The organism is Terrabacter sp. Soil810 (assembly GCF_001429645.1).
Lineage (GTDB): Bacteria > Actinomycetota > Actinomycetes > Actinomycetales > Dermatophilaceae > Terrabacter.
In genome coordinates this window covers 177,091-192,127 of record NZ_LMSW01000012.1, presented here as the reverse complement: position 1 = coordinate 192,127, position 15,037 = coordinate 177,091, and the positions used below count along the sequence as shown (strand labels likewise).

Below are 15,037 nucleotides of genomic sequence, written 5' to 3'. Positions count from 1 at the left end.
ACGTCCCCGGCCGCAGCGGTCGCTCCGCTGCGGCCACTAGGGTCGTCCTGTGACTGCTGACGCCCCCGCCGAGCCGCGCCCGCTGCCCCCCATGGAGGACCTCCTCGAGGTGCTGACCCTCCGCGACGTCGGGACCGCCCAGATCGCGGTCACCGACGTCCGCGGCCGGGACGCCGCCGAGTCGATCGGTGCGACGTCCGCGCGCGTCTTCGAGGGCCGCAGCCAGAAGATGCCCCACGGACGCGTCTTCGGCGGCCAGGTCCTCGCCCAGTGCGTGATGGCCGCCGGCACCACCGTCCGTGACGTCAACGACGGCGACGGACCCCGCCCCATCCACTCGCTCCACGGCTACTTCATGCGACCCGGCGACGACACGCTGCCAATTCGCTTCGCGGTCGAGGAGATGCGCGACGGCAACTCCTTCTCCACCCGGCGCGTGCACGCCGTGCAGAAGGGCGCACCGATCATGTCGATGGTCTGCTCCTTCCAGGAGCGAGCCGGGGGGCTCGACCACCAGAACCCCATGCCCCAGGTGGCCGGACCCGACGGGCTGACGTCGCTCGCCGAGGCCTTCCGCGGCGTCGACCACCCCGGGGCCCGGCACATCGCCGAGTCCCGTCCGATCGAGCTGCGGCCCGTCGAGAGCAACATGTTCGTCGACGCCGGTCCCGAGCAGGTTGCGACCAACCACGTGTGGATGCGCGCCGTCGGGCGGCTGCCCGACGACCCGCTGCTCCACGCGGCCGTGCTCGCCTACTCAAGCGACTACTCGCTCCTCGAGCCGGTGCTGCGCCGGCACGGCCTGGTGTGGAGCGACCGTCGCCTACGCGTCGCGAGCCTCGACCACTCGATGTGGTTCCACCGCGACGTCCGGGTCGACGACTGGCTGCTCTACGCGCAGCAGTCTCCGTCCGCCGTGAGCGGCCGTGGCCTGTCCATCGGCGAGATCTTCAGCCAGGACGGCACCCTCGTCGCGACGACCGCCCAGGAGGGCATGGTCCGCGTCAAGGAGTCCTGACACCCTGGCTCAGCCCCGACCCTGTCGTCCGCCCGACCGGACACTCGAGTGAGCGGTCGGTAACACTCGAGTGGGCGGGGTCAGGGGGTGGTGCGCAGCACGGCGACGTCGTGGCCGTCGAGGCTGACGCCGTGCGAGTCGACGATCGGCGACCGTCCCCACGACGCGAGGACGTGCTCGACCTCGCCCGCGAAGGGGACGACGCCCGAGCGACCGGCCAGGTTGGCGACGACGTGGACGGAGCCACGCGACAGGACGATCCACCGTGCGTGCTCGTCGAACGTCACCGACGTGGTGCGCAGGTCACCGGAGGCCACATCGGGCTGCGTGCGGCGGACCTTGATGAGCTCGCGGTAGAAGTGCAGCATCTCGTTGTGCCCCGGTGCGCTCGGCTCGCTCCAGTCGAGGACGCTGCGCGCCCGCGTGGCGGGGTCCTGCGGGTCGGGCACGTCGGCCTCGTCCCACCCGTGGGCGGCGAACTCGCCGCGGCGACCGTTGCGCACGGCGTCGGCCAGCCACTCGTCCTCGAACGAGGTGAAGAAGGCGAACGGCGTGCTCGCGCGCCACTCCTCCCCCATGAAGACCATCGCCGTGAACGGCGAGAGCAGGTAGAGCGCGGCCCCGATCGCCTGCTGCCCGGGCGAGACCTGGTCGCTGATGCGGTCACCGGTGGCTCGGTTGCCGACCTGGTCGTGGGTCTGGAGGTAGGCGAGGAACTCGTGACCCGAGCGGACCTCGGGATCGACCCGCGCTCCCCAGACCTCACCCCGGAAGGTCGACACGCGGCCGTCGTGGAGGAAGGCGTCGGTGAGGGTCTTGGCGAGCACGGAGATGGGACCGCCCTCGGGCCACGCCTCGGTGCCACCGGCGAAGTCGGCGTAGTAGCCCTGGGTCTCCCCCGTGAGCGCGACGTGGAGGGCGTGGTGGATGTCATCGTCCCACTGGGCCGTCATGCCCCGGCCACCCTCAGCGGTGGGTGTCACCATGACGGCGTCGTTGAGGTCGCTCTCGGCGATGAGGTCGAGGGGGCGCCCGAGCTGCTCTGCGAGAGAAGCGGTCTCGTCGGACAGCTGGGCGAGGACGTGGCGCTCCGACTCGTCGCGCAGCTCGTGGACGGCGTCGAGCCGGAGGGCATCGACGTGGAAGTCGCAGAACCACCGCAGAGCGTTGTCGATGACCCAGCGGCGCACCTCGTGGCTGCCCTCGGCGTCGAGGTTGACGGCCGGTCCCCACGGCGTCGTGTGGGTGTCGGTGAAGTACGGCCCGAACTCGGCGAGGTAGTTGCCCGTGGGGCCGAGGTGGTTGTAGACGACGTCGAGGCAGACCCCGAGACCGCGCGCGTGGCACGCGTCGACGAAACGCTGGAAGGCGGCGGGACCGCCGTAGGCCTGCTGGACGGCATACGGCGCGACGCCGTCGTAGCCCCAGCCGTGCGTGCCGCCGAAGGCCGCGACCGGCATGACCTCGACGACGTCGACGCCCAGCTCGACGAGGTGCCCGAGGTGGGCGATCGCCGCGTCGAAGGTGCCCTCCGGCGTGAACGTGCCGATGTGCAGCTCGTAGACGACTCCGCCGAGCACCCCGCGCCCGTCGCGGGTGCCGCGCCAGTCCCGATCGGCCCAGGCATGGGCCGACGCGTCGAAGGTGCGGCTCGCGGCGTTGACGCCGTGCGGCAGCCAGGCGCTCCGCGGGTCAGGCCGCAGATCTCCCCCGTCGAGGCTGAAGGAGTAGTCGAGGGTGACGTCGTCCGGCCGGGCCCAGGACCACCAGCCCCCGTCGGCGGCGGTCATGGCGTGCCGTTGCGCCGCTGACGTCGGCTCGGCGCCCGACCCGTCGACCCGGGCGACGACGACGTCGACCCGGGACGCGGAAGGCGCCCACACGCGGAGCGGGTCGGAGGTCATGACTCGTCCCCTACCCGCACGAGCAGCGCGACGGGCAGGCCCTCGTCGCCGACGAGGTCTCCGAGGCGCGTGGAACCACCGTCGAAGGTGCGCGCCGAGACGACGTCGGACCAGCGCCCTGCCGGCAGGTCGAGGGTGGCGTCACCGAAGCCGCCGGCGTCGGCGAGCCGACCCGCAAGACGCGTGACGACGGTGACGACCTCGAGCCCGTCGCCCGTGCCGCGCCCGAAGGCGACGGCGTGCCCGGAGGTCGTCGCGACGGGGACGTAGGTCGCGTCCTCACCGGTGAAGCACTCGGGCCACTCGCGACGGGTGCGCAGGGCAGCCGTCGTGACGAGCAGCTTCTCGTCGTCAAGGTCCGCGGGGGCGGCTCCACCGTCGAGGCGGGCGAGTCGGTCGCGGCGCTCCTCGTAGTCGACGAGCCTTCGGTTGTCGGGGTCGACGAGCGACAGGTCCACGAGGTCGGTGCCCTGGTAGACGTCGGGCACGCCCGGCATCGTCAGCTGCACGAGCTTCTGACCCAGCACGTTGGCGCGCGTCTCGCGCCCGGTCGCATCGACCCACGTCTCGACGTGCGCGACGATCCCGGGCGTCGTCACGACACCCGACACGAACCGCTCGACGGCCGACTCGTACGCCTCGTCCGGGTCGGTCCACCGTGTGAAGAGCTTGGACTCGCGAATCGCCTTGAGCGCGTACGCCTGCAGCCGCTCCTCGCTGATCGGCCAGGCACCGACGAGGGTCTGCCAGAGGAAGTACTCGGTCAGCGCGTCGAGCCCGTCGGCACGGACCGGTGTCGCCAGCTCGCGGGCCGTCCGCACCCACGCCGCCCACGCATCCGGCCGCTCGGCCAGCACGTAGAGGCGCGCGCGCACGTCCTCGGCACGCTTGGTGTCGTGGGTCGAGAGCGTCGTCATCGACTGCGGCCACTCCCCCAGCAGGTTTTGGGCGAACCGGTGGAAGTCGGCGGTCGGCAGGCCGACCCGCGTCGGGTCCCCGCCGACCTCGTTGAGCCCGACGAGGCGCACGTAGCGGTAGTACGCCGTGTCCTCGATCGCCTTGGCCATGGCCGGCCCGCACGTCTGCTGGAACCGCACGACGAACTCGTCGCGCGCCGACTCGTCTCGAACATCTCCCTCGCCCAGGGCGAGGTCGACGAGACCCTCGACGCAGGCGCGGTCGAGCGAGTCGTACCGAGCGCCGGCGCCCTCGACGACGGCCAGCTCGAGCGGCTCGGCCTGGAGTCCCTGCCGGGGTTGTCCCGGCCGGACGTAGACGCGGTAGCGGTCCATGCCGACGAGCATCGCCTCGAGCACCTCGCGCGCTGCGGCCTCGTCGAGGTCCGGGCGCGCCCGGGCCACGAGGCGCATCAGACGGCTCACCTCGGTGGCGAGCATGACCTGCACGACCCAGCGCTTGGACTCCGTGACGATCGCCTCGAGGTCCTGGCGCTCGCCGAGCAGCTCGGTCGAGAGGTCGTCGAGCGGCTCCGCCCCGGCAGGGTCGACGAAGAGCCCGCCGATGCGCAGCAGTGCGTCGTAGCCGGTCGTCCCGGCCGTCCGCCACGTGTGCGGCAGCTGCTCGTCGCCCTCGAGGATCTTCTCGACGACGACCCAGACGTCCCGGGTCGCGTCGCCGAGCCGCTCGAGGTAGCCCTCCGGGTCGGCGAGGCCGTCGGGATGGTCGATGCGCAGGCCGTCGATCGCGCCCGACCGGATGCCGTCGACGAGCAGGGCGTGCGTCGCGTCGAAGACCTCGGGCTCCTCGACGCGCACCGCGATGAGGGACGTGACGTCGAAGAAGCGCCGGTAGTTGAGCTCGGAGTCGCCGACCGTCCACGACGCGAGGCGGTAGTGCTGGGCGGCGAGCACGTCACCCAGCGGCGCAGCCACGTCGGAACCGGGAGCGAGCGGGAAGACGTGGTCGTAATACTGCACCACCGGCTCGCCCTCGTGCTCCCCGACGGAGATCTCCCCCGACGCGAGCACCTCGTCGAGCGGCGCCCCCAGCACCGGCATGAGGATGCGACCGTCCTGGGCGTCCCAGTCGACGTCGAACCACGTGGCGTATGCCGACTGCCGGCCCTCGCGGAGCACCGACCACAGTGGGCGGTTGAGCGAGAGCGGCGTCGGGACCGTCATGTGGTTGGGCACGACGTCGACGACGACGCCGAGCCCTGCCTCGTGGGCTGCCTCGACGAGCCGGGCGAAACCGGCGCCGCCGCCGAGCCCTGCCGCCACCGACGTGTGGTCGGTGACGTCGTAGCCGTGCTTGGAGCCGACCGTGGCCTGCAGGATCGGCGACAGGTAGACGTGCGTGATCCCCAGTGTCGCAAGGTGTTTCACCTGCGCGACCGCGTCGTCGAGGGTGAAGTCCGGCTCGAGCTGGAGCCGGTGGGTCGAGACGGCTGCGCTGGCATACCTCACGCGGTGGCCTCCTCGGTGACGCCGGGGATGATCGGCGAGACGATCACGCGGGGGCACCTCAGCACGACGATGCTGCGGGGCTGGACCTGGATCTGCCACGTCGCGTCGAGGTGGTTCGCCTCGACCTCGTGCAGCGCCGTGTCGATCACGGGGATCCACTCCGCGCCGTACTCCTCGTCGGGGAGCGTGAAGGTCAGCGGCTCGTGGTGCGCGTTGAACATCACGAGGAAGGAGTCGTCGAGGATCTGCTGCCCTCGCGGGTCGGGCTCGGGGATCGCGGAGCCGTTGAGGAAGACCATGAGCGACTTGGCCAGACCGTTGCTCCACGCTTCTTCGTCCATGTGCTGCGCCTCGGGCGTGAACCAGGCGATGTCACCGAGCTCGCTCTCGCCGCCGTGGTCGGCGTTGCCGGCGAAGAACCTCCGGCGTCGGAACACCGGGTGCTCGCGGCGCAGCTTCACGAGGGACTGGGTGAAGACGAGCAGCTTCTGGTCGTCCTCGTCGAGGACCCACTGGATCCAGGAGATGTCGTTGTCCTGGCAGTAGCCGTTGTTGTTGCCGCCCTGTGTGCGCCCGAGCTCGTCGCCGTGCAGCATCATCGGCACGCCCTGCGAGAAGAGCAGGGTGGTGAGGAAGTTGCGCTGCTGACGCAGCCGCAGGTCGCGGATCTCCGGGTCGCTCGTCGGACCCTCGACGCCGCAGTTCCACGACCGGTTGTGGCTCTCGCCGTCGTTGTTGCCCTCGCCGTTGGCCTCGTTGTGCTTGTCGTTGTAGGAGACGAGGTCGCGCAGCGTGAAGCCGTCATGGGCGGTCACGAAGTTGATCGAGGCGATCGGCTTGCGGCCGGAGTGCTCGTAGAGGTCGCTGGATCCCGTGAAGCGCGAGGCGAACTCGCCGAGCGCGCCGCCATCGCCGCGCCAGAAGTCGCGCACCGTGTCGCGGAACTTGCCGTTCCACTCGGTCCACAGCGGCGGGAAGTTGCCCACCTGGTAGCCGCCCTCGCCGACGTCCCACGGCTCGGCGATGAGCTTGACCTGGCTGACGACCGGGTCCTGCTGGATGAGGTCGAAGAAGGCCGACAGCTTGTCGACCTCGTGGAACTGGCGGGCCAGGGTCGCGGCGAGGTCGAAACGGAAACCGTCGACGTGCATCTCGGTGACCCAGTAGCGCAGCGAGTCCATGATGAGCTGCAGCACGTGGGGGCTGCGCATGAGGAGGCTGTTGCCGGTGCCGGTCGTGTCGTAGTAGTGGCTGAGGTCGTCGCTGACGAGGCGGTAGTAGCTGTTGTTGTCGAGCCCACGGAACGCCAGCGTCGGGCCCATGTGGTTGCCCTCGGCCGTGTGGTTGTAGACGACGTCGAGGATGACCTCGATGTCCGCGGCGTGGAGCGCCTTCACCATGGCCTTGAACTCCAGCACCTGCTGACCGCGCTGCCCGCCGGCGGCGTACTCGTTGTGCGGGGCGAGAAACCCGATGGTGTTGTAGCCCCAGTAGTTCGACAGGCCGCGGTCGACGAGCGGCGCGTCCTGGACGAACTGGTGCACGGGCATGAGCTCGATGGCGGTGATGCCCAGGTCGCTCAGGTGCTTGATCATCGCCGGGTGCGAGATGCCGGCGTACGTGCCGCGGATCTCCTCGGGGATCTCCGGGTGCAGCATCGTGAGGCCCTTGACGTGAGCCTCGTAGATGATGCTCTCGTGGTACTCGTGGCGCGGCGGGCGGTCGTCGCCCCAGTCGAAGAACGGGTTGATGACGATCGAGTGCATCGTGTGGCGCACGTTGTCGTCGGTGTTGATCTTCCTCGTCGTCGCGGCCTTGGCGTCACCGAAGGTGTACGAGTAGAGCGACTGGTCGTTCTCGGCCTGCCCCTCGATGGCCTTGGCGTAGGGGTCGAGCAGGAACTTGCTCGGGTTGCAGCGGTGACCGCTGGCAGGGTCGTAGGGCCCGTGGACGCGGAAGCCGTAGCGCTGTCCGGGCTGCACGTAGGGCACGTAGCCGTGCCACACGAAGCCGTCCGTCTCGGGCAGGTCGAGCCGCGTCTCGCTCAGGTCGTCGTCGAGGAGGCAGAGCTCGATGCGCTCGGCGACCTCGGAGAAGACGGCGAAGTTGACCCCCGAGCCGTCGTACGTCGCTCCGAGTGGGTAGGGCTTGCCCGGCCAGATCTCCATGGACCTTCTTCCGTCGTTCGGTCGCGGCAGGGCCGCGGCGCCACGGCGTGGCGACCTGCGGACGACGGTGGCCGCACAGCGCATTCTCCCCTGCCGAGGCCCGTCGAGCGCAACCGGCCGTGTGCCGCGTGGCGCGCCGCGCGACGACGCGCCGTGCGGGCAGGGTGGAGAAGGCGCTGCTCAGCCCGCGCGTCCCTGCTTCCAGTACCCCATGAAGGCGACCTGCGGACGGGCCATGCCGGCCTCGCCGACGAGCAGGCGGCGGCACGCCTTGACCGTGTCGGAGTCGCCCGCGACCCAGGCGTACGTGTCGTCGGAGCCGACGGGGCCGCGGGCCGCATCCGGGGCGGCCACGTCCTCGCCGGACGAGCTGAAGGCCGGCGTCTCCCAGACGTCGTCGTCGAGGTCGGCGGCCATCCCCGGGGACCTGAGGTCGGCGGCGTCGCGGCTGTCGGCGTCGAGACGGAGGCACCGGCGGAGCACACCGAGGGTCTGCTCGCCCCGGGGACGGTCGCCTCGCGCGACCCAGTGACGCTCGATCCCGTGTGGGAAGCCGACGTCGAGGAAGTCAGTCGCGCCGGGCACCTCGACGACGGCCAGGCCCCGTGTACCGGACGGCAGGGACTCGACGATGGACGCCAGGGCGGGCAGCGCCGTCTCATCGGCGACGAGGACGAGCCGCCGCGCGGCCCCCGGGTCGAACTCGATGCCGCCGAAGCCGCGCTCGTGACCTCTCCGAGGGGCGAGCAGCCCGATCTCGTCGCCCACCGAGGCACCCATCGCCCACGTGCCCGCGGGCCCGACGGGGCCGACGGGGCCGACCGGGCCGACGGGGCCGACGGGGCCGACGGGGCCCGCGCCGGCGTCGTGCGCCCCGTGGCCGTGCAGCACGAAGTCGACGACGAGCTGGCGGTCGTCGCCCTCCCCCTCGACCGCGCGGGCGGTGTAGGTGCGCAGGTGCCCGCGGTCGGCCTCGGGCAGGGCGAGCCACGCGGCATACCAACCCTCCGGCTCGCGAAACGCGCTCGGAGCCGGCCGCCCGCGTGAGGGGATGATGAGCTTGACGCGCTGGTCGAGCGTCGGCCCCTCGGGCCCGAGGTGCTCGAATCCCTTGCCGCCGAACCTGATCCGGACGAACGAGGGGCTCAGCCGCTCGACCCCGCGCACGACGGCGGTGAGGAGCAGGACCGGGTTGACGGTGGTCGTGGTCACGAGGAGGGTCCGCTCTGCTGGTGGGTGGAGGCGGGCACGACGAGCGGCGAGCCGGTCACGGGGTCGACGATGACACGGCTGCCGAGGCCGAAGACCCGGGCCACGAACTCCTCGTCGACGAGGTCACCCGGAGCTCCGCTGCCGACGAGCCGGCCGTCGCGCAGGGCGACGACGTGGTCGGCGTACCGGGCCGCGAGGTTGAGGTCGTGCAGCACCATGACGACGGTGGTCCCCTGCCTGCGGTTGAGGTCACGCAGGAGGTCGAGCACGTCGATCTGGTGGGCGACGTCGAGGTAGGTCGTCGGCTCGTCGAGGAGGACGACGCCGGTCTCCTGGGCGAGGGTGAGGGCGATCCACACGCGTTGGCGCTGGCCGCCGGAGAGCTCCTCGACGTGGCGCTCGGCGAGCTCCAGCGTGCCGGTCGCGCGCATCGCCCGGACGACGGCCTCGTCGTCGGCGGCCGACCAGCGCCTCATCACGGTGTGGTGGGGGTGCCGTCCCCGACCGACGAGGTCGACGACGGTGATGCCCTCGGGCAGCGGTGGGCTCTGCGGCAGGAGCGCGACGCGGCGGGCGAACTCCTTGGGCCGCAGCGACCACACGTCGTCGTCGCTGCCGTCGACGCCGAGGCGCACGGAGCCGGCGCTCGGCCGCAGCAGCCGGGCCAGGCCCCGCAGGACGGTCGACTTGCCGCAGCCGTTGGGGCCCACGACGACCGTGACCTCACCCGCCGGCACGTCGAGGTCGAGTCCGTCGACGACGCGGCGTCCGTCGTAGGAGAGGGTCAGGCCGCGTACGCGGAGGGCGGGCGCCGCTGCCACGCTGGCCGGGCGGAGGGTCGCGGAGGTCATGTCAGGCCTTTCCGGCTCGTCCCGCGGTGATGATGACCGCGAGCATGAGTGGGGCACCGACGGCGCCGGTCACGACGCCGACGGGGAGGTTGACGTCGGGGATGAGGTAGTCGCCGGCGAAGTCGGCCAGCACGACGACGACGGCGCCGACGAGGGCGGCCGCCCACAGGGAGGCCCGGCCACCGCAGAGCCGCCGGGCCAGGGGTCCGGCGAGGAACGCGACGAACGCGATCGGTCCCGTCGCGCTCGTCGCGACGGCCGCGAGCGCGACGGCGACGACGAGCCCGAGACGTGCCCGGCCGGCGGGCGCCCCGAGCGTCGTCGACAGGTCGTCACCGAGCTCGGCGAGCCGCATCCACCGGGAGCAGACTGCGAGCAGCGGGGCGAGGACGAGGAGGGAGACCGTGAGCAGCCCGATGACCGGCCACGTGGCACGAGCCAGGCTGCCGGTGAGCCACACGAGGGCCGCCTGCGCGTCCTGGACCGAGGTCCGCGTCATGACGAGCTGGATGACGCTCGACAGGAGCGCGGCGACACCGATGCCGACGAGCACCATGCGCTGGCCGGCGAGCGCGGTCCCCCGGCCCACGGCGTACATGAGCAGGCTCACGGCCAGCGCACCGACGAGCGCTGCCGCCGGCAGCCAGATCCCCTGCGCGTCGAGGAAGGTGAGCGCGACGACGGCCGCCGCCGAGGCGCCGAGGCTGATGCCGATGATGTCAGGGCTCGCGAGCGGGTTGCGCAAGGTCGTCTGGAACATGGCACCCGCGGCCCCGAAGGCCGCCCCCGCGAGCAGCCCGACGAGCGCCCGCGGCAGCTTGGCCTCCATGACGATGAAGGAGGCGCCCGGAGCGTCCGGCAGCGTCTCGCCCCGGAGGATCGGCAGCAGGTCGGCGAGCGCGACGACGTAGTCCCCGAGGAGCACGCGCACGAGGACGGCGGCGACCGCAGCGACCGCGAGGGCCGCGATGGCGAGGTGCACCCGACGCGCGGGACGACGGCGGGCTCGTACGACGCGGGCGAGGTCGGCCGGACCCGCCGCCGCCGCGCGGGCATCGGCGTGAGCGGCGGTGCGCGTGAGCCAGTCGACGGTCACAGGCTCGCCATCCGTCCGCGGCGCACGAGCACGACGAAGAAGGGCACGCCGAGGACGGCGGTCATGATGCCGGCCTGGACCTCGCTCGGCTGCGCGACGAGCCGTCCGAGGGTGTCGGCGGCGAGCAGAAGCGTCGGCCCGGCGACGAGGCACACCGGGATGATCCGCCGATGGTCGGGGCCGACGACGAAACGGGCGACGTGCGGCACGACGAGCCCGAGGAAGCCGATCGGCCCGGCGAGTGCCGTGGACGCACCACAGAGCACGGCGACTCCCAGGGCGACGGTGGCCCGGGCGAGCAGGACGTTCTCGCCGAGACCACGCGCCAGGTCGTCGCCGAGGGCGAGGGCGTTCAGCTGCCGGACCGCGAGGAGCACGACGACGAGACCGACGGCGAAGAACGGCAGCACGGTGACGACGAGGTCGAGACCTCGCCCCCCGATCGTGCCGACCTGCCAGAAGCGGAAGGCGTCGAACGACTGCCGGCTCGAGACGAGCAGCCCGGACGACCAGCTGGCGAGCCCCGCCGTGACGGCGGCGCCGGCGAGCGTGAGGCGCAGGGGCGTCACGCCTCCGCCGAGGCCCGCGAGCGCGTGGACGAGGACGGCCGCGACGCCCGCGCCCACCATGGCCCACCAGACGTAGCCGCTGAGCGAGCCGACGCCGAAGACCGCGATCGCGACGACGACGGCCAGGGCGGCGCCGGCGTTGACGCCGAGCAGGCCGGGGTCCGCGAGCGGGTTGCGGGTCAGCCCCTGCATCGCGGCGCCCGCGACGGCGAGGGCCGCGCCGACGAGGACGCCCACGACCGTGCGCGCGACCCGGGCCTCGACGATGCCGCGGTCGGCGACCGTGTCGCCGTGCCCTGTGAGCACCTGCAGCACGTCGCCGAGCGGAATCGCCTTGGAACCCAGCACGATCGACGCGACGACGGCCGCGACCAGCAGCACGGGCAGGAGGGCGGCGAGCGCGGGGGTGCGGTGGCGCGAACCCCCGGCTCCCCCGGCTCCCCCGTGCCGAGCCCCGCGGCCCCCGCCCACGAGGATCGACTCGACCGCCAGGAGGGTCGCCTCGGCCGAGGCCGTCCGACACCCCCGGTCGGCGGTCTGCGTGGAGCTCATCAGGAGGCGTCGGCCTTGGCGGCCGCCGCCGCGACGAGCGGCACGAAGAGCTCGGTCATGTACGGGATCGACAGCGGCGTCGGCGAGCTCATCGTCAGGCCGACCTTCTGGTCCTTCGTCGCGACGAGGGCCCCGGCCTTGATCGCGGGCACCTGTCCGACGAGCGGGTCCTTCGTCATGACTCCCACCTCGGGGTCCTCCGTGATGTAGGTGAGGAAGACGTCCGCGTCCAGCGTCGAGGCCTGCTCGGCGCTGACGGTCAGGTAGAACTCCTTGGAGCCCTTGGCCCTCTCCTCGACGAACGGTGCGTTCTTCATGCCGAGCTCGGTGAGCATCTGCGGACGCAGGTCGCTCGGCGTGTAGAAGCCGATCTGCGACAGGTCGGTCGGGGCGACGTAGCCGTAGATGAAGGTCTTGCCCGCGAGCTGCGGGTACCTCGCCTTGGCGGCGTCGAGCGTGGCGACGGTCCTCGCCTCTGCGGCGGCAGCCTGCTTCGAGCGCCCGAGTGCCTTGCCGATGGTCTCGAGCGAGTCCTGCCAGGCCGTCCCGTAGGCGACCTCCGGGTAGGCGACGACGGGAGCCAGCCTGCTCAGCTTGTCGTACTCGTCCTTGGTGATGCCGGAGTTCGTGGCGAGGATGAGGTCGGGCTGCAGCCTGGCGATCTCCTCGACGGGGTTGCCGTCGGCGTCGTCGAAGCGGGTGGGCTGGGCGCCGCCGAAGGTCGCGAGCTGCTCGTCGAACCAGTCGGTCGAGAGGTTGGCGTTGCCACCCCAGGTCACCTTCGGGGCCCCCACGGGCGCGACGCCCAGAGCCGCGACGTGGTCGGCGTCGGACCAGCCCAGCGTCACGACGCGCGTCGGCTCCTTCGTGATGGTGGCCTCCCCGAACGCGTCCCGGAGGGTGACGGGGTATGCCGCCGGGTCGGCTCCCGTGGAGGCCGCACCGTCCGCTGGCGTGCCGGTGGGGCTCTGGCCGGCGCTGACACCGGTCGGTCCGGTGGTGCAACCGGTGAGGACGAGGGCCGCGGCGACGGCGGCGAGGAGGGCGGTGCGAAGGCGCGACACGATGACGGGTCTCTCTGTCGGGGACGGGTCCCACGCCACCTCTGTCGGACACTCCCCCGAGACGGCATTAGGTGAGGCTTACCTTAGTAAGCCTCACCTAACTCGTGTCAAACCCCGGCCCGACATGCGTCCGGCCCCGTGCTCGCACACGGGGCCGGACGGCATACGAGATCCGCGGATCCCGTTGCGGCAGAACGGATCTCCTAGAGCGCGCCGCCCAGGGTGACGCCGCCGTCGATGGTCAGGGTCTGGCCGGTGACCCACGACGCGTCGCTGCTCAGCAGGAAGCTGACGGCCCCCGCGACGTCCTCGGGCAGGCCGAGACGCTTCATCGGGTACGCGCGGACGACCTTCTCCTCGCGGCCCTCGTAGAGCGCCTCGGCGAACTTCGTCTTGACGACCGCCGGGGCGACCGCGTTGACGCGCACGTCGGGACCGAGCTCATAGCCGAGCTCCGTCGTCAGGTGGATGAGGGCCGCCTTGGACACGCCGTACCAGCCGATGACACCGCTCGCGCCCTGGCCGGCGACGGAGGCGAGGTTGACGACCGACCCGGGGTGGGCCTCGTCGCCGAGCCCCGCCGCGACCGCCTTCTTGATCCACGAGAAGGCAGCCACGACGTTGACGTCGAGCACCTTGCGCGCGATGTCGAGACCGGTGTCGAGCATCGGCCCGTAGACGGGGTTGATGCCCGTGTTGTTGACGAGCAGGTGCAGGCCGCCGAACGTCTCGCGCGCCGCAGCGATGACCTCGTCCTGGTGTGCCTCGTCGGCAGCGTTGCCCGCGATGCCGACGGCGTGCTCCGGCCCCCCGAGCTGCTCGACGGCCTCCGCCAGCGCCTCGGGCCTGCGAGCCGTGATGACCACTTTGGCCCCCTCGGCCACGAGGCGCTCGGCGATGCCGAGCCCGATCCCGCGGCTGGCACCCGTGATGATCGCGACGGCGCCCTCGTGGCGCCCGCCGCGTGCGTCGGCCGCCATCAGAAGCCGAGGTCCCGGCCGATGAGCTCCTTCATGATCTCGTTGGAGCCGGCCCAGATCTTCGTGACGCGGGCGTCGCGCCAGGCGCGGGCCACGCGGTACTCGTTCATGAAGCCGTAGCCGCCGTGGAGCTGGACGCAGTGGTCGAGCACGTCGTTCTGGACCTGCGAGCTCCACCACTTCGCCTTGGCGGCGTCGACGGCGGACAGCGTGCCCTGCGCGTGGGCGGCGACGCAGTCGTCGACGTAGGCCTCGGCGACCTCGATCTTCGTCACGAGCTCGGCCATGAGGAACTTGTTGTGCTGGAAGGCACCGATGGGCTGACCGAAGGCCTTGCGGTCCTTGGCGTACTGGATCGTCTCCTCGAGGATCGCCTTGGCGTGGGCGACGTTGGAGACCGCCGCACCGACGCGCTCCTGCGGGAGGCGCTGCATCATCGCGATGAAGCCCATGCCCTCCTCGCCGAGGCGGTTCTCGTCGGGGACGCGGACGTTCTCGAAGAAGAGCTCGGCCGTGTCGGACTCGTCCATGCCGACCTTGTCGAGCTTGCGACCGTTCTGGAAACCCTCCATGCCACGCTCGACCATGAGCAGCGTGATGCCCTTGGCGCCCTTGGACGGGTCGGTGCGGGCCGCCACGATGACGAGGTCGGCCTGGTAGCCGTTGGTGATGAAGGTCTTGGAGCCGTTGAGGATCCACGTGTCACCGTCACGGACGGCGGTCGTCTTGAGCGCGGCGAGGTCGGAGCCACCGGAGGGCTCGGTCATCGCGATGGCACAGATGAGCTGGCCACTGGCCATGCCGGGCAGCCAGCGCTGCTTCTGCTCCTCGGTGCCGAGGTCGACGATGTAGGGCGGGCACACGTCGGAGTGGATGCCGAAGCACGAGCTCGTCGCGGCGTTGAAGCGCGACATCTCCTCGGCGACGACGGCATTGAAGCGGTAGTCGTCGACGCCGGCGCCGCCGAACTCCTCGGGGATGTCGAGGCCGAAGAAGCCCTGCTTGCCGGCCTCGAGCCAGATGTCGCGTGGGATCGACTTGCCCTCGATCATCTCGTCGGCGCGGGGCGCGAGCGTGCGGGCGACGAACTCCCGCGCCGACGCGCGCATCGCCTCGTGGTCCTCGTCATAGATGTTGCGGGGCATTGCGTCCTCCATCGGGCGTGCTCACGGGTGCGACGCGCCGGTACCCGTCGGT

Annotated in this window: 11 protein-coding genes; 1 reads left to right on the top strand and 10 read right to left on the bottom strand. The window is 71.6% G+C overall.

The window, feature by feature from the left end; genetic code table 11:
* Positions 1–49 precede the first annotated feature (49 nt).
* Positions 50–1,018: an acyl-CoA thioesterase II gene (locus ASG96_RS15720; RefSeq protein WP_082591817.1), complete on the top strand. Its 969-nt coding sequence runs from the start codon at positions 50–52 to the stop codon at positions 1,016–1,018.
* An 80-nt stretch (positions 1,019–1,098) separates the two neighbouring features.
* Here ASG96_RS15720 and treZ read toward each other — a convergent pair whose 3' ends face one another.
* The 10 genes from treZ to ASG96_RS15670 form a co-directional block, all read right to left on the bottom strand.
* Positions 1,099–2,922 carry a malto-oligosyltrehalose trehalohydrolase gene (gene treZ / locus ASG96_RS15715; protein ID WP_056759401.1) on the bottom strand — a complete coding sequence of 608 codons (1,824 nt, stop codon included), beginning with the start codon at positions 2,920–2,922 and terminating at the stop codon, positions 1,099–1,101.
* The gene (gene treY, locus ASG96_RS15710; RefSeq protein WP_057588533.1) at positions 2,919–5,348 is read right to left on the bottom strand and encodes a malto-oligosyltrehalose synthase; all 2,430 of its coding nucleotides are present in this window, start codon (positions 5,346–5,348) and stop codon (positions 2,919–2,921) included. The genes treZ and treY overlap by 4 nt, the downstream gene beginning before the upstream one ends.
* Positions 5,345–7,516 carry a glycogen debranching protein GlgX gene (gene glgX, locus ASG96_RS15705; protein WP_056759405.1) on the bottom strand — a complete coding sequence of 724 codons (2,172 nt, stop codon included), beginning with the start codon at positions 7,514–7,516 and terminating at the stop codon, positions 5,345–5,347. Before glgX ends, treY begins: the two co-directional genes overlap by 4 nt.
* 180 nt (positions 7,517–7,696) lie before the next feature.
* Entirely contained in the window at positions 7,697–8,728 is a 1,032-nt protein-coding gene (locus ASG96_RS15700; RefSeq protein ID WP_057588532.1) for a siderophore-interacting protein, read from the bottom strand.
* Positions 8,725–9,579: an ABC transporter ATP-binding protein gene (locus ASG96_RS15695; protein ID WP_056759408.1), complete on the bottom strand. Its 855-nt coding sequence runs from the start codon at positions 9,577–9,579 to the stop codon at positions 8,725–8,727. The genes ASG96_RS15700 and ASG96_RS15695 overlap by 4 nt, the downstream gene beginning before the upstream one ends.
* Position 9,580: 1 nt before the next feature.
* The gene (locus ASG96_RS15690; RefSeq protein ID WP_057588531.1) at positions 9,581–10,675 is read right to left on the bottom strand and encodes an iron chelate uptake ABC transporter family permease subunit; all 1,095 of its coding nucleotides are present in this window, start codon (positions 10,673–10,675) and stop codon (positions 9,581–9,583) included.
* Positions 10,672–11,796 carry an iron ABC transporter permease gene (locus ASG96_RS15685; RefSeq protein ID WP_235509184.1) on the bottom strand — a complete coding sequence of 375 codons (1,125 nt, stop codon included), beginning with the start codon at positions 11,794–11,796 and terminating at the stop codon, positions 10,672–10,674. The genes ASG96_RS15690 and ASG96_RS15685 overlap by 4 nt, the downstream gene beginning before the upstream one ends.
* The gene (locus ASG96_RS15680) at positions 11,796–12,860 is read right to left on the bottom strand and encodes an iron-siderophore ABC transporter substrate-binding protein (RefSeq protein WP_082588846.1); all 1,065 of its coding nucleotides are present in this window, start codon (positions 12,858–12,860) and stop codon (positions 11,796–11,798) included. The genes ASG96_RS15685 and ASG96_RS15680 overlap by 1 nt, the downstream gene beginning before the upstream one ends.
* A gap of 203 nt (positions 12,861–13,063) precedes the next feature.
* Positions 13,064–13,840: an SDR family oxidoreductase gene (locus tag ASG96_RS15675; protein ID WP_056759414.1), complete on the bottom strand. Its 777-nt coding sequence runs from the start codon at positions 13,838–13,840 to the stop codon at positions 13,064–13,066.
* Positions 13,840–14,985, bottom strand: a complete 1,146-nt coding sequence (locus ASG96_RS15670; RefSeq protein WP_056759416.1) for an acyl-CoA dehydrogenase family protein — start codon at positions 14,983–14,985, stop codon at positions 13,840–13,842. Before ASG96_RS15670 ends, ASG96_RS15675 begins: the two co-directional genes overlap by 1 nt.
* Between the last annotated feature and the right edge of the window lie 52 nt (positions 14,986–15,037).